We start from the raw sequence: 22,530 nt of genomic DNA, 5'->3' as shown, positions 1-22,530 counted from the left end.
GCGGGCAGCCGGCCTGTCCCGCGGGCCCGGAGAAGGGACGAACGGGCGAGGATGACCGAAGACGATCTCGACCGGTTGCTCGACAAGCTGACACTCCGGGCCAAGGTCCGGCTGCTCAGCGGGGCGTCCACTTGGCGCACCGCGGCCGAACCGGCGGTCGGCCTGCGGGAGTTGGTGATGTCGGACGGCCCGGCAGGGGTACGCGGTGAGTCGTGGGACGAGCGGCGGACCGCATTGCTGCTGCCGTCGGCATCGGCGCTGGGTGCCACGTGGGACGACGACCTGGTCGAGCGGCTCGGGACACTCCTCGCCGCCGAGGCACGGCGCAAGGGCGTGGACGTGGTCCTTGCGCCGAACCTCAATCTGCACCGCAGCCCTCTCGGTGGTCGGCACTTCGAGTGCTTCTCGGAGGATCCCGAGCTCACCGGCCGTATCGGCGCCGCGCTGATCCGCGGTATCCAGGCGCAGGGTGTCGCCGCCGCGGCCAAGCACTATGTGGCCAACGATTCCGAGACCGAGCGGCTCACCGTCGATGTGCGGGTTGGTGAGCGGGCCCTGCGGGAGGTGTATCTCGCCCCGTTCGAAACCGCCGTCGCCGCCGGGGTGATGGCCGTCATGGCAGGCTACAACGCGGTCAACGGCCGCACGATGACGGCGAGTCCGTTGCTGTCGGACCCGCTCAGGAGCGAGTGGGGCTTTGACGGGGTGGTGATATCCGACTGGGGTGCCGTGCGCACCACTCTCGACACCGCACGGGCCGGTCTCGACCTCGCGATGCCGGGGCCCGACAGCGTCTGGGGCGAGGCCCTCACCCGGGCGGTGGAGGACGGCGGCGTGCCGGAATCGACCGTCGATTACAAGGTGCGTCACCTGCTCCGGCTCGCGGCGCACGTCGGGGCACTCGGCGGATCGGCTGACCACGATTCGGATCATCACGGTTCGGATGACCGCGATCCGGATGAGCGCGATCGGGATGAACGGCAGCGCCACGCGCCGACGGGGGTACGCTCTCGCGACGCCCGGGCTCAACTGCGTCGCGCGGCCGCTGCGGGGGCGGTCCTGCTGGCCAACCGGGGCGTCCTCCCTCTGGGGCGGGAGCTGCGGACACTCGCCGTCATCGGGACGTACGCCGCTCGCACGCGTTCGCAGGGCGGGGGCAGCGCCGGTGTCTTCCCGCGGCACGAGGTGTCCGTCCTGGAGGGCCTGCGGGCTCTGTTGCGCGGCCGGGCCGAGGTAGTCCACGTTCCCGGTCCGGCACCCGACGAGCCCGCTCGGGCACTGGGCGTCGACCTGTGCGAGGATCCCCGGTCGAGCCGGCCCGGGGTTCTGCTGCGTGTGCTCGACTCGTCGGGAGCCGAGCTGTACGCAGAACACCGAGGCAGCGCACGGCAGTTGGAGCCGCCCCTTGTTCCCGGCGCCCACACCGTCGAGATCAGGGCCCGGCTGCGCCCGCTGGTGACGGGGCACTGGACACTGGGCATCGCGGGCTTCGGGCGCCTGTGGCTCAGCCTGGACGAACACGTCCTGGTGGACGACGAGTTCACCAGACAGACGGACGATCCCGCACTCGTGCACGTGAACCCGCCGGTGCACAACGCCGTCGCGCAACTGACAGCGGGGCAGGACGTGTTGCTCGTGGCGCGGCGCGAACTCGCGCCCGGCACCGGCAGAGCGACGATCGTGAGCGCGCTCCCGCCGCACCCCGACGTCCTGCGGTCGATCACGGCAGCGGCCCGTGCCGCCGGTTCGGCGGACGCGGCCGTCGTGGTGGTGGGAACCCCGGAGCACAGCGAGTCGGAGGGATACGACCGCTCCGGCCTCGCGTTGGGGGACGCGCAGGACGCCCTGGTCCGTGCGGTGGCCGCCGCCAATCCTCGTACGGTTGCCGTCGTCAACAGCGGTGGCCCGGTCGAACTCCCGTGGCGCGACGAGGTCGGCGCCCTCCTGCTGGCCTGGTTCCCGGGGCAGGAGGGAGGCGCCGGCCTGGCCGACGTGCTCCTGGGGCGGGCCGAACCGGGCGGGCGCCTGCCCACGACCTGGCCGGTCGCACTCTCCGACGCTCCGATCAGCTGTACGCAGCCGGTCAGGGGCGGACTCGACTACGACGAGGGCCTCCACACCGGCTACCGCGCATGGCTCCGCCGACATCGCACCCCCGCCTACTGGTTCGGTCACGGACTCGGTTACACGAACTGGGTCTACGAGGAGCTGACCGGGCCGCGCGAGGTCGCCGCCGGCCAGCCGTTCACCGTGCACGTCAGGGTCCGCAACACGGGTTCGCGGACAGGCCGTGAGGTCGTTCAGGTCTACCTGGTGCGGGCCGGCGTAGAGGTGGAGTACCCACACCGGTGGCTCGCGGGATACACCGCGGTACGCGCGCGGCCCGGTGAGACGGTGACCGCGTCGGTGTACGTACCGGCCAGGGCGTTGCGCCACTGGTCCATCGGGGACAGGGCGTGGCGCACGGAACCGGGCCCGTGCCAGGTGCTCGCGGGGTGCTCGGCGGGGAACCTCCCGCTGGCCCTCGGCGTGGAGGTGCGGGTGAGCGGGTGAGCGGGTGAGCGGGTGAGCGGGTGAGCGGGTGAGCGGGTGATCCGGTGCTCCGGGAGAGCGCTCTATGCCGTCCGTAACCTGTGCCGTTAGGGTGCGGGGATGAGCAGCAGACTGGCCCCGACCCTGGAGGATGTGGCCCGGGAGGCGGGCGTCTCCCGCGCGACCGTCTCCCGCGTCATCAACGGTGTCCGCAACGTCGACCCCGCCATCCAGGAAGCAGTCCGCCAGGCGATCAGCAGAACGGGTTACGCGCCCAACCAGGCGGCCAGATCGCTGGTGACCCGGCGTACCGAGACTGTGGCACTCGTGGTGTCCGGCGCCGGTGACGTCTCGGACGAGGAGCAGAACGCCTTCGCCGCGCGGGCGTTGGCCGACCCGTTCTTCGGCCGGGTGGTGAGCGGGGTCGTCGGTCATCTGCGTCCGCGTTCGATGCATCCGGTGCTCATGTTCGCTGAGACCGCCGAGGCGCGACAGGAAGTCGTGACGTATCTGCGGCAGGGCAGCGCGGACGGGGCCCTGGTGGTCTCGACGCATGCGGACGATCCGCTGCCCGCGCTGCTGGCCGGTGCGGGACTGCCCGCCGTGCTGTTCGCCCGGCCCTCCCGGCCGGTCGCCCTCAGCTATGTCGACCTCGCGCACCGGGACGGCGGGCGTCTCGCGGCCGAGCACCTGCTGGGCCGGGGCTGCCGACGGATCGTCACCGTGTCCGGGCCATTGGCCGTGTCCGCGAGCCAGGAGCGACTGGCCGGGTTCCGCGACACGATGGCCCGTCATGGACACGCGTACGTCCCGCTCGTCCAGGGGGGCTTCACGGTCGACAGCGGCATGGCGGCGATGACGGAGCTGCTCGCCGAACACCCGGACGTGGACGGGGTGTTCGCGGCCAACGATCTGATGGCTCAGGGGATCTGCCAGGTGCTGTGGGAGCGGGGGCGCCGGGTGCCGGACGACGTCGCGGTCGTCGGGTTCGACGATTCGAGCGTGGCGGTCACCTGCAGGCCACCGCTGACCACCGTCCGTCAGCCGGTCGAGGACATGGCGGCGGCGATGGCCCGGCTGCTCGCCGAGCACATCAGGGGCGTGCGCACCGAGCCGACCTCGATCATCTTCGATCCCGAGCTGGTGGTTCGGGAATCGGCGTAGGGCCGGTTCCGCCGCGCTGCACCATCGGCGTGTTGTGGGGCGACCGTCCTGACGTGGGGCGACGGCGGCGCTCCTCTGGTCACGGACTCCGTCAACTGCGTTGCGCACGGCCCTGCTTCGTCGCCGCCGGGGTCGACGTGGGGTGAATCGTGCCCGGCCGCCCAGGAACACGCTCGGACGGATCCAGGACGGTACCGCGGTACTGGGGATGGCGTCGGCCGATCCCAGCGGCGAGGATGTTCTCACGTAACGCGGCGTCCTCCCGGGCGGTTCCAGGCGTTCGGCGCCTGGTTCTTCGTGCGGGCGGACGACTCCGGCAGTCGAGAGCCGAGGAGTCTGTGATGGGTTCGCACGCGGCGACGCACCGGGTAAGGCCCGCTTTCCTGCTGGTGGCCACGGTGGTCGTGCTCGTGGCCGCGCTCCTGTGGCTTCCCCGTGCCGACGCCGCACCCGCTTCGGCCGACGCCTGCGGTTCCACGGCCGTGCGTCTGCCCCGCGGAGACTGTGGTCCCTTCTGGCAGGTTCTGGCGGAGGACTTCAACGGCGACCGCGTGCCGCGCGGTTCGTTCAGCGACTGCGATCACCACGTCGACACCTCCGGTGCCTACTGCGGAGGACTACGCGGCACGTTCCGCGACAACTGGTGGGCCTATCCCACTGGTTGGCCCGACACGGCCGAGAACCGGGGCCGGGAGGTGGTGGGTGTGTACCACCCGGAGGACACCGTGAGCGTGGGTCCCGCTCCGAACGGCGACGGACGGATGTTCATCCGGATGTGGCGTCCCGCCGACGGCGGACCCGTCCACTCCGCGGCGGTGGTGCCTCGCGCGGTCATGGGCATGGCCTACGGCAAGTACTCGGCACGCATCAAGGTGACGAAAGCAGCGCCCGGTTACAAGTCCGCCTGGCTGCACTACGGCGGGGGATGCGAGATGGACCATCCCGAGGGGGAGTGGACGGGCGCGCTCTCAGCCTTCCACCATCCGTGCGGGGGCGGTGAACAGGGCTACTTCCCCGGCGCCGACGACTGGACCGAGTGGCACACCGTGTCCACGGAATGGACGCCCGGCCATGTGCGGTTCTTCGTCGACGGCCGTGAGACGGGTCACGACAACCGCGGTGTGCCGGACGGCCCTCTCTCCTGGGTGATGCAGAACGAAAGTGCCCTGGAAGGCCCTGGGGCGGCGCCCGGCAGCAGCGCTCAGATCGACATCACGTGGGTGGCGGCGTACGCGTACGGGTGGAAGTGACCCGCCGCCCCACGCCATGGGGCGCGGGCCCGTCCCCCTCACCGCCCCGAACCGTGCCACCCGCCCGACTGGTCGTGGTGGCGCGAGTCGCCAAGAGGGGCCTCCCCCCCCGACAGCAGTACCGGCTCGGCCGCCCGCAGTAGTCCTCCTCCGGCCCTGCGCGGCCTGGTGGTTGCCGCAGGCCCGCTGGGCGTCCGGCCGGATTCTGGATGATGGCGTCCCACGGGTAGTCGAAGTTCTGCAGCGGGTACAGCTCCAGGACGTGTCCGGCCCGGTCGCCGTAGTCCTCGCGGACCAGTTCCCGGTAGCCGCTGCGCGGTGAGGCCGGCCGTGTGTTCAGTTTGTGGTCGTGGTCCTGTCCGTCGCCGCGGTCGTCCTTCGTCGGCCGGACCCGGGCAGGAGACGTGACGGGCTCACGGTGAAGCCCACGATGGCGCCGCCGCCGGGCCGCGTACCCGCCGACACGGTTCCGCCGTGGGCCTCCGCGACGTCGAGGACGATGGCGAGGCCGAGTCCGGACCCGGGCAGACCGCGAGCGCTGTCGGCCCGGTAGAAGCGGTCGAACACCCGGCGGGTGTCGTCAGCGGCGATGCCGGGGCCCCGGTCGCGGACGGTGATCGCTCCCCGGCGGACGTGTACCTCGATGGGCTCGCCGCCATCGGCGTCGAACTTGGCGGCGTTCTCCAGGAGGTTGCCCACCGCGCGTTCGAGGCCCAGGGGGCGGCCGCGGACCACGGAGTCATCGGCGTCCACATGGACCAGGCGGCCGGTACGCCGGTACACGCGCCGCGCCGCACGGCGGGCCACCTCGGTCAGGTCCACGGGTTCCTCGGCTTCCTCGCGGCCACCGGCCAGGGCCAGTTCGACGAGTTCGTCGACGAGGTGACTGAGTTCGCGCGTCTCGTCCTGGACGTCGTGGAGGAGCCGGTCGCGGGAGTCCGGGGACAGCTCGGTGACCCGGTGCAGCACGGTGGCGTTGGCCAGCAGGCTGGTCAGCGGGGTCCGCAGCTCGTGAGCGGCGTCGTGCACCAGGCGTTCCTGGGCCTCGCGGGCGGCGACGATGCGGCCGAGCATCGTGCCGAGGGACGCGGACAGCCGTCCGACCTCGTCGCGTCCGCCCACCAGTTCCGTGCCGACGTAGGCGACCCGTCCGTCCGTGCTGACCTCCTCGGCGACCTCGGCCAGCCGGGCCAGGCGCCGGGTGATGCGTCCGGCGAGCAGTCTGCCCGCAGCCGCCGCGACGAGCATGACCGCCAGACTGACCACCGCGATCTGGCGTGCCATGCCGGCCAGCACCTGGCGGGTCTGATCGACCTGGACGGCCACCTGCAGCGCGCCGCGGCTCTCGCCGAGTGCTGTCGTCAGCAGGCGGTAGCTGTGGCCGTCCGCGTCGATCTCGGTGGTGTCCGACTGCCCGGCCCTGCCGGAGGCGGCGAGGGCGCGCGCCGCGTCGGACACCGCCAGTTCCTCCAGCGGGCCGCTCAGGCGGATGGGTGTACCGTCCCGGCCCACGGCCTGCAGGACCGGCTGTGGTGCCGCCTCTCCCAGGTCGGGCAGGTCCAGCCCGGAGAAGGGGGCGGGGACGGGGCTCCGGGTGACCGCGTCGGCCGGAACCTGCTTCTCCTGGCGTTCCTCCATGCCACGGGTCAGCGCCACGGTGGTCGATCGCAGCGTCCGGTCGACCTCCGCGAAGACGCGGTCGGAGGCGGCCAGGTAGCTCAGCGCACCGACCGCCACCGCCACCACGGCACCGACGGCGGCGAAGGCGAGCGCGAACCGCGAGCGCAGGCTCATGGCCGCCGCGCCGCGTAACCCACGCCGCGTACCGTGCGGATCAGGTCGGGTGCGCCCGCTTCAGTGAGCTTGCGCCGCAGATAGCCGACGTAACCGGCGAGGTTCTTCGTGTCCACACCGGCGTCAGGTCCCCACACGTCCCGGTAGATCGCGGCGTGGTCCAGTACGAGACCTTCGTTGTGCACCAGAAGCTCCAGCAGGTCGAACTCGGTTCTGGTCAGCTGGAGTTCCACCGTGCCCCACCACGCGCGTCGCGTGCCGGGGGAGACGCGCAGTGACGCCATCCGCAGCACGTCACCGGGGCGCTCACCCGCATCGCCGACCTCTCCCGCCTCGTCCTCCTCGACCGGCGAGGCGGGCGGTGCCGTCAGGGCGGCCCGGCGCCGGAGTGCCCTCAGGCGCGCGAGCAGTTCGGGCACCTCGAAGGGCTTGGGAAGGTAGTCGTCGGCGCCGGCGTCCAGACCGTTCGCCCGGTCGGGGATCCCGGCTCGTGCGGTGAGCATCAGTACGGGGGTGCGGTCACCGTCGGCGCGCAGCACCCGGCACACGGCCACACCGTCGATGTGCGGCATCATCACGTCGAGGACGAGCGCGCCGAAGGAGTCCCGGCGCGTCAGAACAAGGGCTTCCACCCCGTTGTCAGCGGTGACGACGTCATACCCCTCCAGCTTCAGGGCCCGCGCGACAGCTTCCCTGACGGCGCGGTCGTCGTCGGCGACGAGCACACGATCCGGCATGCCCGCATCGTGGCAGAGCACCCTGTGAGTCGAGGCCGGAGCATCCTGTGGGTCAGGGCCAGAGCATCCTGTGATCCGGTCGAACCGGTTCTCATCGGATTCCGGACAGGATCCCGCCGGGCTCTGAGACCGCGCTCCGATGATGAGGGCACCAACCCCTCACGCCACAGGAGTGCCATGCCGTCCCATACTCGCCCTGTGCTGCGCCGTCCCGTGGTGCTCGCCGCGTGCCTGAGCATCGCCCTCGGCACAGCGGGCTACCTCGCGTTCGACCCCGGGTCCGCCTCGGCGGCGGTCGCCAAGAAGGCCATCCCGGCGTCCGCGGCCCGCACCGGAGCCGGTGGCGCCAACACCGCCGAGGTCGTGAAGGCCGCGGGCGCCTTCCTCGCGACGCTGTCCGACGAGCAGAAGGAGACCGTTCTCTACGACTTCGACGACGAGGCGAAGACGACCGGCTGGTCGAACTTCCCGACGCCGGTCGTGGAACGCAACGGCCTCAAGCTGGGTGACCTCACCGCCGAGCAGGACGCGGCGGCCATGAAGGTCATGGAGGCCGCGCTCAGCAAGCAGGGCTACGAGGAGCTCGTCGAGATCCGCAAGGCCGACGACTACCTCGCCGCGGAGACGGACGCCTCGGAGGGCGGCAACAACGCCACGTCCACCGCCTCGCCCACGGCCACGGCGTCCGGTACACCGTCCGGTACGCCCAGTGGCGGCCCCGGAGGCGGCGGAGGCGGAGGCGGCGCCAACTTCGGCTCGGAGTGGTACTACATCTCGTTCTTCGGGACGCCCAGCAAGACCGGCGAGTTCACCGTGCAGTACGGCGGCCACCACGCGGCGTACAACATCACCTACGCCGGGAAGAACGTGACGATGTCGCCCACGTTGACGGCGGTCGAGCCGGAGGAGTTCATCTGGAACGACAAGGCCTACGCCCCGCTCGCCGACAAGCGGGCCGCCACCATCGGCGCCGTGCAGTCGCTCACGGAGGACGAGCTGGCCGCCGCCGAGATCGACGGCAGCTTCGACGACCTCTACCTCGGCCCCGGCAACGACGGCCCCTTCCCGACCGATCCCGAGGGCGTCCTCGTCAGCGACCTCACCAAGAAGCAGCAGGCCAAGGTCACCGCGATGCTGCGCACCTGGGTCGACGACCTGGACGAGCAGGCCGCGTCACGGCTGTTGAAGAAGTACGTCTCCGAGTACGACGAGACATACATCGGGTGGAGCGGCGGAACCACCATCGACAACGACCAGACGTACGTCCGTCTCGACGGGCCGTCCGCCTGGATCGAGTTCTCCAACCAGCCCGGCGCCTCGACCGACGAGATCCACCAGCACACGATCTTCCGGGACGAGACCTCCGACTACGGCTGGGAATGACGTCCGTGCGCCGTCTCTTCACCACGCTCCTGCTCGCGGCGTTCCTGCTGGTCGGCGGCCTCGCGTCGCCGGCCGGCGCCCACCCGATGAGCACCTCGGCCGTCCTGCTCGACATCCGGGACGACCGGGTCGAGGGCGAGGTGCAGCTGCCCATCGACCGCCTGGCGATCGCCGTCGACCGCGACCTCACCCGGGAGAGCGTCCTCGGCGCCGACCGGGCGTTCCTGAAGCGGTACGCGGCTCGGCACATCAGCGCCGCCGGCGAGGACGGCGACTCCTGGACCGTCACGCTCGGCACCGGGTCGGTGCGGACGATCGACGGGACGGCGCACCTCGTCTATCCGCTCACCATCCGTCCGCCGGACGGCCAGGTCACCGACTTCGACCTGCGCTACGACGTCATCGTCGAGGAACTCCTCACCCACAAGGTCATCGCCACAGTCCGGTACGACTTCGACCGCGGCATCCTCAAGACGGACGACGCCGAGACCCTGGGCGTCCTCGACTGGGACACCAAGAGCCTGAAGGTGCCGGCCGCCGAGGGCTCCTGGCTGAAGGGCTTCGCCACCACGGCGGGACTCGGCATCGAGCATGTCGGCGAGGGCGCCGACCACCTGCTGTTCCTGCTGATGCTGCTCATCCCGGCTCCGCTGGTGGCGGCCCGCGGCCGATGGCGTGCCGGAGACAGCCCACCCCGCCGCAGTGTCCTACGCGTCGTGCACGTGGTGTCGGCGTTCGCCGTGGGCCACTCGCTCACCCTCGCCCTGGCGGCCTCTGGAGTGGTCCACGTACCCTCCCGGCCGGTCGAGACGCTCATCGCCTTCTCGATCGCGGTGTCCGCGGTCCATGCGCTACGGCCTCTGGTGGCACGCGGCGAAGTACTGATCGCGGCCGGTTTCGGACTGGTCCACGGCCTCGCCTTCGCCTCGCTCATCGGCGACCTCGGCCTCGACCGCGGTTCGCTCGTGACCACGCTGCTGGGTTTCAACCTGGGCATCGAACTGACCCAGTTGCTCGTCGTCGCCCTGATGATGCCGTCGTTGCTGCTCCTGGCCCGCACGCCTCTTTACCCCGCCTTCCGTATCGGGGTGGCCGTCATCGGGCTGGTGTTCTCGGTGTCCTGGATGCTGGAGCGCGCGACGCTGACGCCCTCCGACCCCTTCGAGGGCGTCCAGACCTGGCTGGTCGGGCACCCCCTGCTGGTTGCCGGATCGGTCGCTTCACTCGCCGTCGCCGCCCGCCTCCGATGCCGGGTGCCCTGGACGCCGGCCGGGAAATGAGCCGTGCGCGGCTCGATCAGGACGCCTCGGAGGCAGGACGAATCAGGAGACTGTGGTGCCTGGCTGGATCAGGCCACTCGCTTGGTCACTTGGTTCCACCTCTGCTTGGTTCGGCCGGTAACAGGCTTTCAACATCCCGGCGGCAGCTATGGCCCCCAACGTGCCGGCCAACACGGCTTGCGCGGGACCCTCGCTGCGGCGGCCCAGCAAGCCGTCCAAGGAGAAGCGGCCGTGGCCCAGCGTGGCCAGGGCCACGGCAGCGCCGGCGACAACTCCGGTGTACTCCCAACCGCCCTTGAAGACGAAGAAGCCCTTGCCGCGGTGGTCGGTGCGGGCGGCCACCACCATCAGCCCGACGGCGGCGGCAGCCGGCAGGGGGTTGGCCAGCCCGAGGACGAGTCCGGCCCCGGCTGCCATCTCGGTGCCGGCGGCCAACCGGGCGTGTACCGCGGCAGGGCGCAGGCCGAGGGACTCGAACCAGCCTGTGGTGCCCTCGAGACCCCCCGGTCCCGCGACCTTGTTCCAGCCGTGTGCGAACAGCATCGGCCCCAGAACGCCGCGCAGGGCGAGAGCTGCCGCGTCCCGGCCCACTCCTGCGGCGGCCGGCTGGGACGAATTCGGGTCTGCCATCGGAAGCTCCTTGTCGGTGGCGGAACTTGCTCGGATCTCGAAGCCTGGCAACTGGAGAGGGCGGGTCGGTTCCGGGTCGGGCGAACCGCCCGGACGTGCGGAGCCTCACCAAGGGAGGGTGTCCCCGTTGATCGCGTCAGCCATCGAGCCCTGCGAAGCGCTCCTCGGGACCGGCCATCCGCCCCGGTCGCTGAGGCGGTGCACCGAGCGCGAAAGCCGCTCGGCGGACTCAGCTCCGCCTCCCGAGAGGGAGGCGGCGACAGAGCAACTACCCTAGCCCACAAGCGCCTTGGCGCTCGGATGTGATCCCTGCCACGCAGGCTCCGGTCCGCGCGTAGCATCCGCCAAGTGCCTTTGGACGGCGCCTTCCTGGAGCCGCGAGCTGCCGTGTCCCAGGTACGGGTCCGTGGGTTCGAGCCGCTTCAGGTCAGGTCACGCCGCATGGCGTCGGCTATGAGTTCGCCGATCAGAACGGCGGTTGCCGCCGGGCCGCGCAGCGGTGCCGCGGGCAGGATCGAGGTGTCCGCGACTCGAAGACCGCTGACGCCGTGCACTCTTCCGTAGTGGTCGACGGCCGCCCGGGGATCCTCGGCAGGGCCCATCGGAGCGGTGCCGCAAGTGTGCTGGGAGGTCCCGAGGCGCCTCTGGATCCATCGGTCGAGCGCATCGTCGTCGTCCAGTTCCTCCGGTCCGGGCTCCGCGAGCCCGACGGAGATCTCGTCGAAGGCGTTGGTGGCGACCAGCGCGGCCGTGGTGCGGACCGCTTCACGCATGCGGCGTCTGTCCTCGGAGGTTCTCAGATATCCGTAGTCGAGGCGCGGGGGAGTGGCCGGGTCGGCGGACCGGGTGCGCATCCGGCCACTGAGCCTTGGTGACTGGACCGACACGAGGAACGCGAGAGGTGCGCCGGGGTGGGCCACCGTCCCGCTGACCAACCCCGTAATGGGGACCAGAGATTGAAGGATCTCGAGGTCGCCCGGGTAGGCGCCGCCCGACGACGAGAGATGCAGGGCGCCGCCGAGCCACGAGCCGGTGGGTTCGGCCATCGGCCACCGAGGCGTCCACTCCATCACCACCTGGGGGTGGTCGCTGAAACGGGCCCCGACGGCGGGAGCGTTCCTGACAACAGGGAGGCCCAGACGCTCCAGATCGTGTCGCGGTCCGATTCCCGACAGATGCAGCAGGTGAGGGGAGGAGAAGGCCCCCGCACAGAGCACCACCTCGCCGGCCGCCACCGTGCTGCGGCGCCCGTCGCGCTCGACCGCCACGCCGGTGGCCCGGCCACGCTCGACGACGACACCGCGGACCGTGCTGTCGCCTACCACCGTGAGGTTCGGGCGACCGCGCGCGTCCAGGAGGTAACTGATGCCGGTGTTGATGCGCAGTCCGTCCTCGGCGTTGGACGGCAGTGGGCCGAACCCGGCAGCGGCCTGGGCGTTCTTGTCCGGTTCCGCGGGGAAGCCCAGTTCGCGGGCGGCCTCCCGGAACGCGACGGCAGCGGGGTGACGGAGATCCGTGCGCCGGATCCGTACCGGCCCGCGGGCACCGTGCAGGTCGTCGGCACCGTAGTCCAGGTCGGTCTCCAGCGCGCGCAGAAGCGGAAGCACCCGGTCGTAGGACCAGGCGGCGCCGCCGACGGCCGACCATCGGTCGAAGTCGTCGCGGCGGGCGCGGACGAAGTACCCGCCGTTGACGGTGGTCGAGCCACCGAGGATGCGCCCCCGGACGACCGTGTACGGATGCCGCGGGGTGAGGTGAACGGCGTACGGCTGGAGAGCGGCATGGCCGGGCTGCGCACCCGGGACGAGCCGTGCGTCCAGCAACTCGGGCGCGAACGCCGAGCGGTGACGCGGCGCCGGGCCGGCCTCGAGCACCAGCACGGTGCGGGCGGGGTCCTCGCTGAGGCGGGCCGCCAGTGCGGCACCGCTGCCCCCCGCTCCCACGACGATGACATCAGGGCGGTTCACCGGGCCGCATCCGTGTCGTCCGCGGTGCACAACTCGCCGCGCTGCCGCATGTGTTGTCGGCCGCGGCGCAACGGTAGGCGCGAGAGGTTCTCCTCGCGGTCGCTTTGCTCCATGGGCAAGCGAATCAGCTCGTGACGACGGCCCGGCGCGACCGTTCCGGTGACCGGGACCGAGGCTTCGATTCCGGCTCACGGTGCCCATAGCCTCCCGTCATCCGATGGGAGCGGCCCGTGGTGCACGACCGCGGAGCCGTGGGATGCCTAGGGAGAGTCACATGAACGAGCTCCAGTCCGCCCCGTCCGAAGAGGTCCGGGCCGAAGAGGTCCAGGCCGGGGAGGCCGTGACCACGGAGTCGCTGATCGATGCCGAGGACCTGATCGAGGAGATCTCCATCGACGGCATGTGCGGCGTCTACTAGGCCACGAGATGACCACGACGGACCTCGACCACGCCTGGGACCTGCACACGCAGGTCTCGGTACGACCGGAACCCTTCGGCGCGCTGCTGTACCACTTCGGAACCCGCAAGCTCACGTTCCTCAAGGACCGCCGACTGCTCGCGGTCGTTCAGTCCCTCTCCCACGCGCCCACCGCCCGGGACGCCTGCCTGGCCGTCGGCATTCGCGAGTCCGAACTGCCGCACTACGGAAGGGCTCTGGCCGCACTCGCCCAGTCGTCGATGGTCGTCGGAAGGGTCTCATCACCCCAGGCACCCGGAACCGCGTCCAGCTCCACACGGCTGACCGACCTGTTCGAGTCCGGTCTCGACGCTCCCATCTGCCTCACCTGGGAACTGACCTACGCCTGCAACCTGGCCTGCACCCACTGCCTCTCCAGCTCCGGCCGCCGCGACCCACGCGAACTGAGCACCGGGGAAGCCAAGGCCGTCATCGACGAGTTGCAGCGGCTCCAGGTCTTCTACGTCAACATCGGCGGCGGCGAGCCCACCGTCCGCCCCGACTTCTGGGAACTCCTGGACTACGCCACCACGCACCAGGTGGGTGTGAAGTTCTCAACCAACGGCGTCCGGATCACCCCCGAGGCCGCCCGACGGCTCGCGAGCAACGACTACGTGGACGTCCAGATCTCCCTCGACGGCGCCACGCAGGACGTCAACGACGCGGTGCGCGGCGCCGGTTCGTACGCGACGGCACTGCGCGCGATGGGCCACCTCGCCGACGCCGGAGTGCGGAACTTCAAGCTCTCCGTGGTGTGCACCCGCCACAACATCCCGCAGCTCGACGCGTTCAAGGAACTCGCCGACCGGCACGGCGCCCAGCTCCGCCTGACCCGGCTGCGCCCCTCCGGGCGTGGCGCCGACGTGTGGGACGAACTGCGTCCGACGGCCGGGCAGCAGCGCGAGCTGTACGACTGGCTGCTCGCGCACGGCGAGAACGTGCTGACCGGTGACTCCTTCTTCCATCTCTCGGCCTACGGCCAGGCGCTTCCCGGCCTCAACCTGTGCGGCGCCGGACGCGTCGTCTGCCTGATCGACCCGGTCGGAGACGTGTACGCGTGTCCGTTCGCCATTCACGAGGAGTTCCTCGCGGGCAACATCCGCGAGCCGGGCGGCTTCACGGAGGTGTGGCGCGGGTCGGAACTCTTCCGGCGCCTGCGTACCCCGCAGCAGGGGGGAGCCTGCGCCTCCTGCGGCTTCTACGACAGATGCAAGGGCGGATGCATGGCCGCGAAGTTCTTCACCGGGCTCCCGCTGGACGGCCCCGACCCCGAGTGCGTGCGCGGGTGCGGCGAGGAGCGACTCGCCCGGCGCCCGCAGGGCAGGGCCCACCTCCCCAAACCGTCGGCCGACCACTCCCACCGGACCTCTCCGCCCGGGCGCCCGGCCCCCGTCGACCTGGTTCTCACACGCCGTGAGGAGCTGGACCGGCCCCCGGTGGCCGACTGCGCCGAGGATCCACTGGCCGGCCTGCGCTTCACGTAGAGACAACCGGCCTGCGCTTCACGCAGAGAGAAAGGGGACGACGTACATGGGCAGGAACCCCTGGTTCGAGACGGTCGCCGAGGCGGAGCGCCGGGCGAAGAAGCGGTTGCCGAGTTCGGTCTACGGCGCACTCGTCGCCGGCTCGGAGCGAGGCCGCACGATCGACGACAACATCGCGGCGTTCGCCGAACTCGGTTTCGCCCCGCACGTCGTGGGCCAGCGTGCCGAGCGCGACCTTTCCACGACCGTGCTCGGCGTGCCGACCGCACTTCCCGTGCTCATCTCCCCGACCGGGGTCCAGGCGGTGGACCCGGACGGAGAGGTGGCCGTGGCGCGTGCGGCGGCGAGCCGCGGCGTCATCATGGGGCTCAGCTCATACGCGAGCAAGCCCGTGGAGGAGGCCGCCCAGGCCAATCCGAACCTCTTCTTCCAGCTGTACTGGAGCGGCACCCGCGAGACGATGGTGCAGCGCATGGACCGCGCCCGGACGGCCGGCGCCAAGGCTCTCATCGTCACCCTCGACTGGTCCTTCTCCCACGGCCGCGACTGGGGCAGCCCGGCCATCCCGGAGAAACTCGACCTGAGGGCCGTGCTGCGGTACGCCCCCGACGTACTGCCCCGCCCGGGATGGCTGTGGCGGTACGCGAAGTCCGGCCGTGTCCCCGACCTCACGGTGCCCAATCTCCGGCCACCCGGCGGTGAGGCGCCGACGTTCTTCGGTGCCTATGGGGAATGGATGCGGACCACACCGCCGATCTGGGACGACGTCAGGTGGCTGCGCGAGGAGTGGGGCGGCCCGTTCCTCCTGAAGGGTGTGACCCGGGTCGACGACGCGAGGCGCGCGGTCGACGCCGGCGTGTCGGCGCTCTCGGTCTCCAACCACGGAGGCAACAACCTGGACACCACACCGGCGACCATCCGTGTCCTCGCGTCCGTCGTCGAGGAGGTGGGCGACCAGGTGGAGGTCCTCCTGGACGGCGGTGTCCGCCGCGGCGGGGACGTGGCGAAGGCACTCGCCCTCGGCGCCCGGGCCGTTCTGATCGGCCGCGCATACCTGTGGGGCCTGGCCGCGAACGGACAGGCCGGGGTCGAGAACGTCCTGGACATCCTGCGCGGTGGCCTCGACTCGGCCGTACTGGGCCTGGGGCATTCCTCCGTCCACGAACTGTCGCCGGACGACCTGGTGATCCCCTCGGGGTTCACCCTGGCCCTCGGCGCGGGCGCGGACACCCGGGGCCCGGATGTGCCGGCCGCCGGCCGGGCAACGGTCGCGTGACCGAGCCGGGCGGCGGCGATCTCGCACGCACCGTGTGGCCGGCGGTACCTGACGGTGCGCTGGTCCTGGTTCCGATCGGGTCCACCGAGCAGCACGGCCCGCACCTGCCACTCGACACGGACAGCGTCGTGGCCCGAGCCGTCGCACGGCGGGCCGCCGACACCTTGTCCGGGGGACCGGCCGGCCCGCCGCTCGTGGCACCGGTGCTGGCCTACGGCGCCAGCGGCGAACACGCCGGTTTCCCCGGGACCGTCTCGATGGGGCACGAGGCGCTGGAGGCGGTGATCGTGGAGATGGTGCGGTCCCTGGCGCTCTGGGCCGGGCGCGTCGTCCTCGTCAATGGCCACGGCGGGAACCTCACCACCCTGGACGCGGCGGTGAGCCGACTGCGTGCCGAGGGCCATGACGCCGCGTGGACCGGCTGCGACGTGCCAGGAGGCGATCCACACGCCGGCCGTACGGAGACCTCGGTGATGCTGCACCTTGCTCCCGACACGGTGCGGACGGACAGGGCCGTCGCCGGAGACACGCGGCCCCTGGCCGTTCTGCTGCCGGACCTGATGGCCCGCGGGGTCCGCGCGGTCTCGCCCTCGGGCGTACTCGGTGATCCGTCGGGTGCCTCGGCCGCGGAGGGGCGCCGGACCGTGGAGTCGATGGTGGCCGCCGTCGTCCGCCGGATCGCCGCTCACGTGGTGGACGGTCGGGGCCGCCTCGTCGAGCCGTCGGGAAGGTCGCATCCGAACGCGGCGCGCGGATGACTCTTCCCGTGGGTTTCGTTGTCGCGCTCGACCGCCACACCCGGGTCATCGACGGCGGCCGCGCCCTTCTCGGCGGCTTCCCGACCCGACTACTGCGCCTGACCCCGCGAGCCCGCTGTCTCCTCACCGGCCGGACGGTCGCGGTACGGGACGCGGCGGGCGCGCTTCTGGCGGGCCGGCTGCTCGACACAGGTATGGCCAACCCCGTCGTCCACGCGCTCCCACCGAATCCCGACCCGCGTTACACCGTCGTCGTGCCGGTCCGTGACCGCCCCCGCCAACTCGACCGTTTGCTCGGCAGTATCGAGCGGGGCCACCCCGTGATCGTGGTCGACGACGCCTCACGGCGCCCGGAGACCGTCGCCGCCGTCGCCGCCAGGCACGGGGCCCGACTGCACACCCTGTCCGCCAACGCGGGCCCTGCCGGAGCGCGTAACGCCGGCCTCCGGCTCGTCACCACCCCTTTCGTGGTTTTCGCCGACTCCGACATCGTGCTCGCCCCCGATACCGTCCCCACACTGCTCCGGCACTTCGCCGACCCCCGCCTCGCCATGGCCGTACCCCGCATCACCGGGCTGCCGGTCGCGGCCACGACCTGGATCGGACGCTACGAGAACGCTCGTTCCTCGCTCGACCTCGGTGCTCACCCGGCCGCTGTACGACCGGGGAGTCCTGTCTCCTGGGCGTCCACGGCCTGCACGGTGGCGCGGGTGGACGCGCTGACAGACGGCTTCGACGAGCGCATGCGTGTCGGGGAGGACGTGGACCTGTGCTGGCGACTGATCGAGAACGGCTGGCGGGTACGGTACGAGCCGGCGGTCCAGGCCGCCCATGAACACCGCGGGCGCCTGGGCGACTGGCTGCTGCGCAAGGCGGTCTACGGCACGGGCGCCCACCCGCTCGCCGAACGCCACCCCGAGTTCATCGCTCCCGCCGTACTCGCCCCGTGGAGCACCGCGCTGGTCGCCGTACTGCTCGCCCAACGCCGTTGGTCGCTGCCCGTCGCGGCAGCCGTAGCCGGAGCGACCGCCCTGGGCATCGCCCGCAAGCTGGACGGCACCGGCCATCCCCACCGGCTGGCCCTTCGGCTCACCGCCAACGGAGTCGCGGGCGCCCTGACGCAGGCCTCCGCCCTGATGACCCGGCACTGGTGGCCGCTCACGGCGCTCGGCTGCACGGTGTCGCGCCGGGTGCGCCGGGCCACGGCGGTCGCCGCCCTGGCAGACACCGTCCTTGAGTACCGGCGCGACGGCGCGCACCTCGACCCGGTCCGCTACGGCGTCGCCCGGCGTCTCGACGACCTCGCCTACGGAGCCGGCGTATCGTTCTCCGCCCTCAAGGGCCGTTCCACCGCGGCCCTCAAGCCGCGGATCACGCGGTGAGGGGGCGGGCCGTCGGCCACCCCCTCACCGCCGCGGTGTGTCAGGCCGCCTGACCGACGGTGGCCTCGTCGAGGCGCTTGCTCTTCGGGATCAGGAAGACGAGCAACGCGCCGACGCTGCAGCATCCGACGACCAGCCAGAGCCCGTTCGTGAAGCCGGCGTCCAGGTAGAACTGGGTTCCGTGCAGGACCGTCCCGTTCTGGGCCATGACGACGAAGGCCAGTTGGGAGACCACGATCTGGGCGACGCCCTGCGCGAGGGTCTGCGCGCCGTTGGCCAGGGCCTGCTCCTCGGGGCTGACCACCTCGATGATCATGATGGGTATGACGGCCAGGACCATGCCCGTGCCCACCCCGGCGATCAGGCCCATCTCGATGATCTGCGCGGCGCTGTGGTGCAACTGTGTGCCGATCCCGTACCCGAGGACCGTCAGCGCGGAGCCGGTGCCCAGCAGGATCCGGGCGTCCACGCGGCGGGCGAGTACGCCGGTGCCGACCGCGGCAAGGATGATCATGGCGCTGATCGGGCTGGTCACCAGGGCGTTGTGCGTGCCGGACCAGCCCAGCCCCTCGGAGACGGACGGGATGTCCGGCATCAGAATCAGCAGCTGTATCACCACGCCGACGGCGCTGAGTGAGCCGGCCGCGATGGACGTGGCCAGCAGGACGCTCCACACCGAGCGGCGCCGTGTCATGGACAGCGGGAACAGCGGTTCGGCGACCCGGCGCTCGACGAGCAGGAACGCGATCAGCACGATCAGCGCTCCGGCGATGCACGAGGCGAACTTGCCGCTGCTCCAACCCCAGTGCGTCCCCCGGCCGACGGCGTAGATGAGCAGGGTGACCCCACCGCCGAGGAGGACTCCGCCGAGCCAGTCCATCCGGCCACCCCGCTCGCGGACTGGGCTCTCGGGGACGAAGACGGCGACCAGCACGAAGCCGACGGCGGTGGCGATGGCCATGAACCACAGCACGCCACGGAAACCGTAGCTGTCCAGGAGCCAGCCGGACAGGAACGGCCCGCCGAAGGCGACGAGGCCCACGCCGCCCGCGATGATGCCGCTGGCGACTCCGACCCAGCGGCGCGGGAACACGTCACGGGTCATCGCGTATCCCAGGGGGGCCGCCGCCGCGTAGAGGCCCGCGATACCGCGGCCTATCAGCAGGGTGCGGTAGTCGGTGGCGACGGCGGCGATCAGGTCGCCGACGAGGCCGAGCCCGGTGGCGACCAGCAGGACACGCTTCTTGCCGAAGATGGCCGCTGCCTTGATCACGAAGGGCAGGAAGAAGGTCCCGGTCAGCAGGGTCATGAGAGTGAACCAGGCGATCTCGGTGGTGCGGAAGTGGATCGCGACCTCTGCCTGCGCGATGCCGGACAACGCGGCGACGAGCGACACCAGTTGGACCGCCCACAGCAGCGCGACGACGATCAACGCGTTACGCGCGGTGGAGCGGGTGGGCTCGGGAGCCTGCGGGGGAGCGGTTCGGGTCTCGGACATAGGGGCCTTCCGTGGGTGATCGGAGGGTGCGGGGAGAGCGGTGCTCGTCGGTTCCCGTGTCGCGGTGGCCGTACCTTTGCCGGGGTTGAACGGATCGGGAACGGCGTCCGTTTCGACCTGTCGGCAACGCGACGTCCGTAACGTAGACCTAACGGTCGGTACAATCAATGAACGGCGCAGAAGGAGTTTTCGAGCGCCCGGTACGCCGGTTCCCGTCCGTGTCTGTCCCGGTCAGCGGAAAGCCCTCAGCGGCCGCTCGGGCCGCGAAATGACAATGAGGCGATCCCGCCGCCGACGCGCGGCACACGTGATTCACCGGTACGCAGGAGGTGTGCGGCGTGGCGCACGAAGTAGTCGGTCGTATCGAGGAGATCGGGCCCGAGTTGGCCGCGCTCGCCGAAGAGAACGAGCAGCTCGGCAAGCTGAGCGACAAGACCGTCGCACTGCTTCGCTCGGCAGGCGTGATCAGGCTCCTGCAGCCGAAGGAGTTCGGCGGCTACGAAGCCCATCCCCGGGATTTCGCGGAAACGGTCATGGCGGTCGCGAGCCACGACGGGGCCGCGGGCTGGGTGTGCGGTGTGGTCGGGGTGCACCCGTGGGAGCTGGCCCAGTTGGACTCCCGGCTGGCCCACGAGGTGTGGGACGAGGACCCGGACACGTGGATCGCCTCGCCCTACATGCCCAACGGAATCGCCGATCCCGTCGAGGGCGGATACGTCCTCAACGGACGCTGGCCGTTCTCCTCGGGCTCCGACCACTGCTCCTGGGACTTTCTCGGAGCGCTCGTCGGCGACGGCAAGGGAAAGCCGGCGGGGCCGATCAGCGTGCTGCACGTCGTCCTGCCGCGCTCGGACTACGAGATCATCGATGGCACCTGGGACGTGATCGGACTGTCGGGAACCGGCAGCAAGGACGTCGTCGTGAAAGGCGCCTTCGTCCCCGAATACCGTACGATCCGCCAGGAGTTGGTCACCGAGGGGGCGGCCGCCGAGGCGGTCGGGCTCACCGAGACCCTGTACAAGTTGCCCTTCAGCGCGATGTTCCCGCTCGGGATCACCGCCGCGGTCGTCGGCATCTGTGAGGGAGCGCTGGCGCTCCATCTGAGCCAGCAGCGCGAGCGGGTCGCCGTGACGGGCGTCCAGGTGCGTGACGATCCGTACGTGCTCTACGCCGCCGGAGAAGCGGCGGCGGAGATCGCCGCCTCACGGGTCCAGTTGATCGACGGCATCAGCCGGCTGTACGACCAGGTCGAGGCCGGACGGCCCATCACCATCGAGGACCGGGCCAACGTCCGCCGCAACCAGGTGCGTTGTGCTTGGCGGGCCGTCTCGGCGCTGGACGACATCTTCACGAGGTCGGGCGGGAACGCGATCCGGCACGGCAACCCGCTGCAGCGGTACTGGCGGGACGCGCACGTGGGACTCCAGCACATGATCCACGTCCCCGGCACCGCGTACCACGCAAATGCCCTGGCCCAGATGGGTCTGGAGCTCCCCGAGTCGATGCGCGTCCTGATCTGAGGCCGCGCATGGACACCATCAACGGGCGGTACTTCCGCAACGTCCTGGGTCACTTCCCGACAAGCGTGGTCGCGGTAACCACCACGGACACCGACCAGCGGCCCCAGGGTCTGGTCGTCGGAACCTTCATGTCCGTCTCCCTGGACCCGCCCCTGGTCTCGTTCCTGGTGGACGGTTCCTCCACGACACTGCGGACGATTCGAACCGCCGGGCGCTTCTGCGGCAACTCGCTCGCGGGTAACCAGGAACGACTGTCCCGGCAGCTGGCGGCCCGGGGAACCGACCGGTTCGAGGGCGTGACCTGGAAGACGTCCCCCCTCGGAAATCCCGTTCTGGAAGGGATCGTCGCGTGGGTCGACTGTGCGCTGGAGCAAGTCGTCGAAATAGGTGACCACTTCCTGGTCGTCGGACGCGTCCGACATCTTCGCGTCGAGTCGAAGCGGACCCCACTCCTCTTCTTCCGCGGCGGATACGGCGACTACCTCTCCACCACAACTCTCGTGCTGGACAGGCTCGTCGGCTGGTAGAGGGCAGACACGATCAAAGGAGATCGTCCATGCGGAAAGAGCTGCACATCAGATTGGAACGCCTCTCGGCGTGGTTCGGATTCGTCCTGCTGGTGGGGATGCTGGCTACCTTCGCGGTAGGCAACCTCCTCAGGCCCATGAGCCCCACAAACACTCCTGAGCAGATCGTCGACTTCCTGACCGACAACCAGACGCGGATTCTGCTCTGCGTCGCGCTCATGGTGCTGTTCATCCCGTTCGAGTATCCGTTCGTCATCGTGACCAGCCTGCAGATCCGCAGGATCGAGGGCGGGTGGGGCATGCTGTCGATGATCCAGCTCACCACCGGTGTGGTCGCCCCCATCGGATTCTTCTTCCCGCTGGCGATACTCGCGGCCGCGGCGTACCGGCCGGAGATCCACTCTCCCGACCTCCTGTCCGCGATGAGTGACACGTTCTGGCTCATGTATGTGGGCAATGCCTGCATCTTTGTCCTACAGGTCTGGTCGATCGGGCTGGCGGCTCTTGTCGACCGTGGTCCCAAGCCGGTGTTCCCCCGATGGTTCGGTCACCTCAACATCGTGCTGGGGATCCTCCTCATCCCGGGAGCCTTCGTCTTCCTCAACAAGACCGGTCCGCTGGCATGGAACGGGCTGCTCGCGAACGTGATCCCCTCGATGGCCTACCTCGTCTGGAAGATCGCCACGCCCATCGTGCTGTTGCGTGCTGTCAAATCCGAGGAGGCGGAGCTCGCGGAGACCTCGGAAGCTCAACTGGCGAGCGCGTAGGGCTCGTGGGGGGGGGGGGGGGGGTGCCCCCCCCCCCCCCCCCCGGGCCCCCCCCCCCCCCCCCCCCCCCCCCCCCGACCACCCCACCGCCCACACCCCCCAGACCCACCCCCTCGAGCCCCGG

Annotated in this window: 18 protein-coding genes; 13 read left to right on the top strand and 5 right to left on the bottom strand. The window is 70.8% G+C overall.

All coding sequences use genetic code 11. The annotated features are described in order from the left end of the window. Positions 1–51: 51 nt before the first annotated feature. The 3 genes from ACIBLC_RS29075 to ACIBLC_RS29065 all read left to right on the top strand — a co-directional run bounded on the left by ACIBLC_RS29075 (position 52) and on the right by ACIBLC_RS29065 (position 4,946). Positions 52–2,553: a glycoside hydrolase family 3 C-terminal domain-containing protein gene (locus ACIBLC_RS29075; RefSeq protein ID WP_399214239.1), complete on the top strand. Its 2,502-nt coding sequence runs from the start codon at positions 52–54 to the stop codon at positions 2,551–2,553. A 99-nt stretch (positions 2,554–2,652) separates the two neighbouring features. Then, positions 2,653–3,696, top strand: a complete 1,044-nt coding sequence (locus ACIBLC_RS29070) for a LacI family DNA-binding transcriptional regulator (RefSeq protein ID WP_399214238.1) — start codon at positions 2,653–2,655, stop codon at positions 3,694–3,696. A 341-nt stretch (positions 3,697–4,037) separates the two neighbouring features. After that, the gene (locus tag ACIBLC_RS29065; protein ID WP_399214237.1) at positions 4,038–4,946 is read left to right on the top strand and encodes a glycoside hydrolase family 16 protein; all 909 of its coding nucleotides are present in this window, start codon (positions 4,038–4,040) and stop codon (positions 4,944–4,946) included. 336 nt (positions 4,947–5,282) lie between these two features. On the opposite strand, the gene ACIBLC_RS29060 is transcribed toward ACIBLC_RS29065, so the two are convergent. Together ACIBLC_RS29060 and ACIBLC_RS29055 are read right to left on the bottom strand one after the other, a co-directional pair. Beyond that, a complete protein-coding gene (locus tag ACIBLC_RS29060) occupies positions 5,283–6,740 on the bottom strand; it encodes a sensor histidine kinase (protein WP_399214236.1) in 1,458 nt (485 codons plus the stop codon). After that, positions 6,737–7,477, bottom strand: a complete 741-nt coding sequence (locus tag ACIBLC_RS29055; protein WP_399214235.1) for a response regulator transcription factor — start codon at positions 7,475–7,477, stop codon at positions 6,737–6,739. The genes ACIBLC_RS29060 and ACIBLC_RS29055 overlap by 4 nt, the downstream gene beginning before the upstream one ends. A gap of 177 nt (positions 7,478–7,654) precedes the next feature. Between ACIBLC_RS29055 and ACIBLC_RS29050 the strand changes: the two genes are divergently transcribed. Beyond that, on the top strand, positions 7,655–8,860 hold the full coding sequence (locus tag ACIBLC_RS29050) for a DUF3500 domain-containing protein (RefSeq protein WP_399214234.1): 1,206 nt from the start codon (positions 7,655–7,657) through the stop codon (positions 8,858–8,860). Further along, the gene (locus ACIBLC_RS29045; RefSeq protein WP_399214233.1) at positions 8,857–10,140 is read left to right on the top strand and encodes a HupE/UreJ family protein; all 1,284 of its coding nucleotides are present in this window, start codon (positions 8,857–8,859) and stop codon (positions 10,138–10,140) included. The genes ACIBLC_RS29050 and ACIBLC_RS29045 overlap by 4 nt, the downstream gene beginning before the upstream one ends. Positions 10,141–10,182: 42 nt before the next feature. Here ACIBLC_RS29045 and ACIBLC_RS29040 read toward each other — a convergent pair whose 3' ends face one another. Together ACIBLC_RS29040 and mftG are read right to left on the bottom strand one after the other, a co-directional pair. After that, positions 10,183–10,770 (bottom strand): DoxX family protein, encoded by a 588-nt coding sequence (locus tag ACIBLC_RS29040; protein ID WP_399214232.1) that lies wholly within the window; start codon positions 10,768–10,770, stop codon positions 10,183–10,185. Between the two features lie 422 nt (positions 10,771–11,192). Further along, on the bottom strand, positions 11,193–12,737 hold the full coding sequence (mftG, locus tag ACIBLC_RS29035; protein ID WP_399214231.1) for a mycofactocin system GMC family oxidoreductase MftG: 1,545 nt from the start codon (positions 12,735–12,737) through the stop codon (positions 11,193–11,195). 274 nt (positions 12,738–13,011) lie between these two features. Here mftG and mftA point away from each other — a divergent pair, with 274 nt between their 5' ends. Genes mftA through mftF form a run of 5 tightly spaced genes read left to right on the top strand, consistent with a single transcriptional unit; the run spans position 13,012 to position 18,094 of the window. Next, positions 13,012–13,155, top strand: coding sequence for a mycofactocin precursor MftA (gene mftA / locus ACIBLC_RS29030; RefSeq protein ID WP_399214230.1), 144 nt, complete (start codon positions 13,012–13,014; stop codon positions 13,153–13,155). Positions 13,156–13,163: 8 nt separating this feature from the next. After that, positions 13,164–14,678 carry a mycofactocin radical SAM maturase gene (gene mftC, locus ACIBLC_RS29025; RefSeq protein WP_399214229.1) on the top strand — a complete coding sequence of 505 codons (1,515 nt, stop codon included), beginning with the start codon at positions 13,164–13,166 and terminating at the stop codon, positions 14,676–14,678. Between the two features lie 46 nt (positions 14,679–14,724). Continuing rightward, positions 14,725–15,954, top strand: a complete 1,230-nt coding sequence (gene mftD, locus ACIBLC_RS29020; RefSeq protein WP_399214228.1) for a pre-mycofactocin synthase MftD — start codon at positions 14,725–14,727, stop codon at positions 15,952–15,954. Beyond that, complete coding sequence (mftE, locus tag ACIBLC_RS29015) at positions 15,951–16,712, top strand: mycofactocin biosynthesis peptidyl-dipeptidase MftE (RefSeq protein WP_399214227.1); 762 nt, start codon at positions 15,951–15,953, stop codon at positions 16,710–16,712. The genes mftD and mftE overlap by 4 nt, the downstream gene beginning before the upstream one ends. Then, positions 16,709–18,094: a mycofactocin biosynthesis glycosyltransferase MftF gene (gene mftF / locus ACIBLC_RS29010; RefSeq protein ID WP_399214226.1), complete on the top strand. Its 1,386-nt coding sequence runs from the start codon at positions 16,709–16,711 to the stop codon at positions 18,092–18,094. The genes mftE and mftF overlap by 4 nt, the downstream gene beginning before the upstream one ends. A gap of 40 nt (positions 18,095–18,134) precedes the next feature. Here the strand turns inward: mftF and ACIBLC_RS29005 are convergent, their stop codons facing one another. Next, positions 18,135–19,592, bottom strand: a complete 1,458-nt coding sequence (locus tag ACIBLC_RS29005; protein ID WP_399214225.1) for an MFS transporter — start codon at positions 19,590–19,592, stop codon at positions 18,135–18,137. A 338-nt stretch (positions 19,593–19,930) separates the two neighbouring features. Here ACIBLC_RS29005 and ACIBLC_RS29000 point away from each other — a divergent pair, with 338 nt between their 5' ends. Genes ACIBLC_RS29000 through ACIBLC_RS28990 form a run of 3 tightly spaced genes read left to right on the top strand, consistent with a single transcriptional unit; the run spans position 19,931 to position 22,406 of the window. Further along, the gene (locus ACIBLC_RS29000; protein WP_399214224.1) at positions 19,931–21,112 is read left to right on the top strand and encodes a hydroxylase; all 1,182 of its coding nucleotides are present in this window, start codon (positions 19,931–19,933) and stop codon (positions 21,110–21,112) included. A gap of 8 nt (positions 21,113–21,120) precedes the next feature. Next, entirely contained in the window at positions 21,121–21,639 is a 519-nt protein-coding gene (locus ACIBLC_RS28995; protein ID WP_399214223.1) for a flavin reductase family protein, read from the top strand. Positions 21,640–21,668: 29 nt separating this feature from the next. Beyond that, complete coding sequence (locus tag ACIBLC_RS28990; protein ID WP_399214222.1) at positions 21,669–22,406, top strand: hypothetical protein; 738 nt, start codon at positions 21,669–21,671, stop codon at positions 22,404–22,406. The last annotated feature ends 124 nt before the right edge of the window (positions 22,407–22,530 follow it).

This window comes from Streptomyces sp. NPDC050535 (assembly GCF_044457665.1).
Lineage (GTDB): Bacteria > Actinomycetota > Actinomycetes > Streptomycetales > Streptomycetaceae > Streptomyces.
Note: the sequence above shows the minus strand (reverse complement) of the source record. Positions and strands in the feature narration are given on the sequence as shown.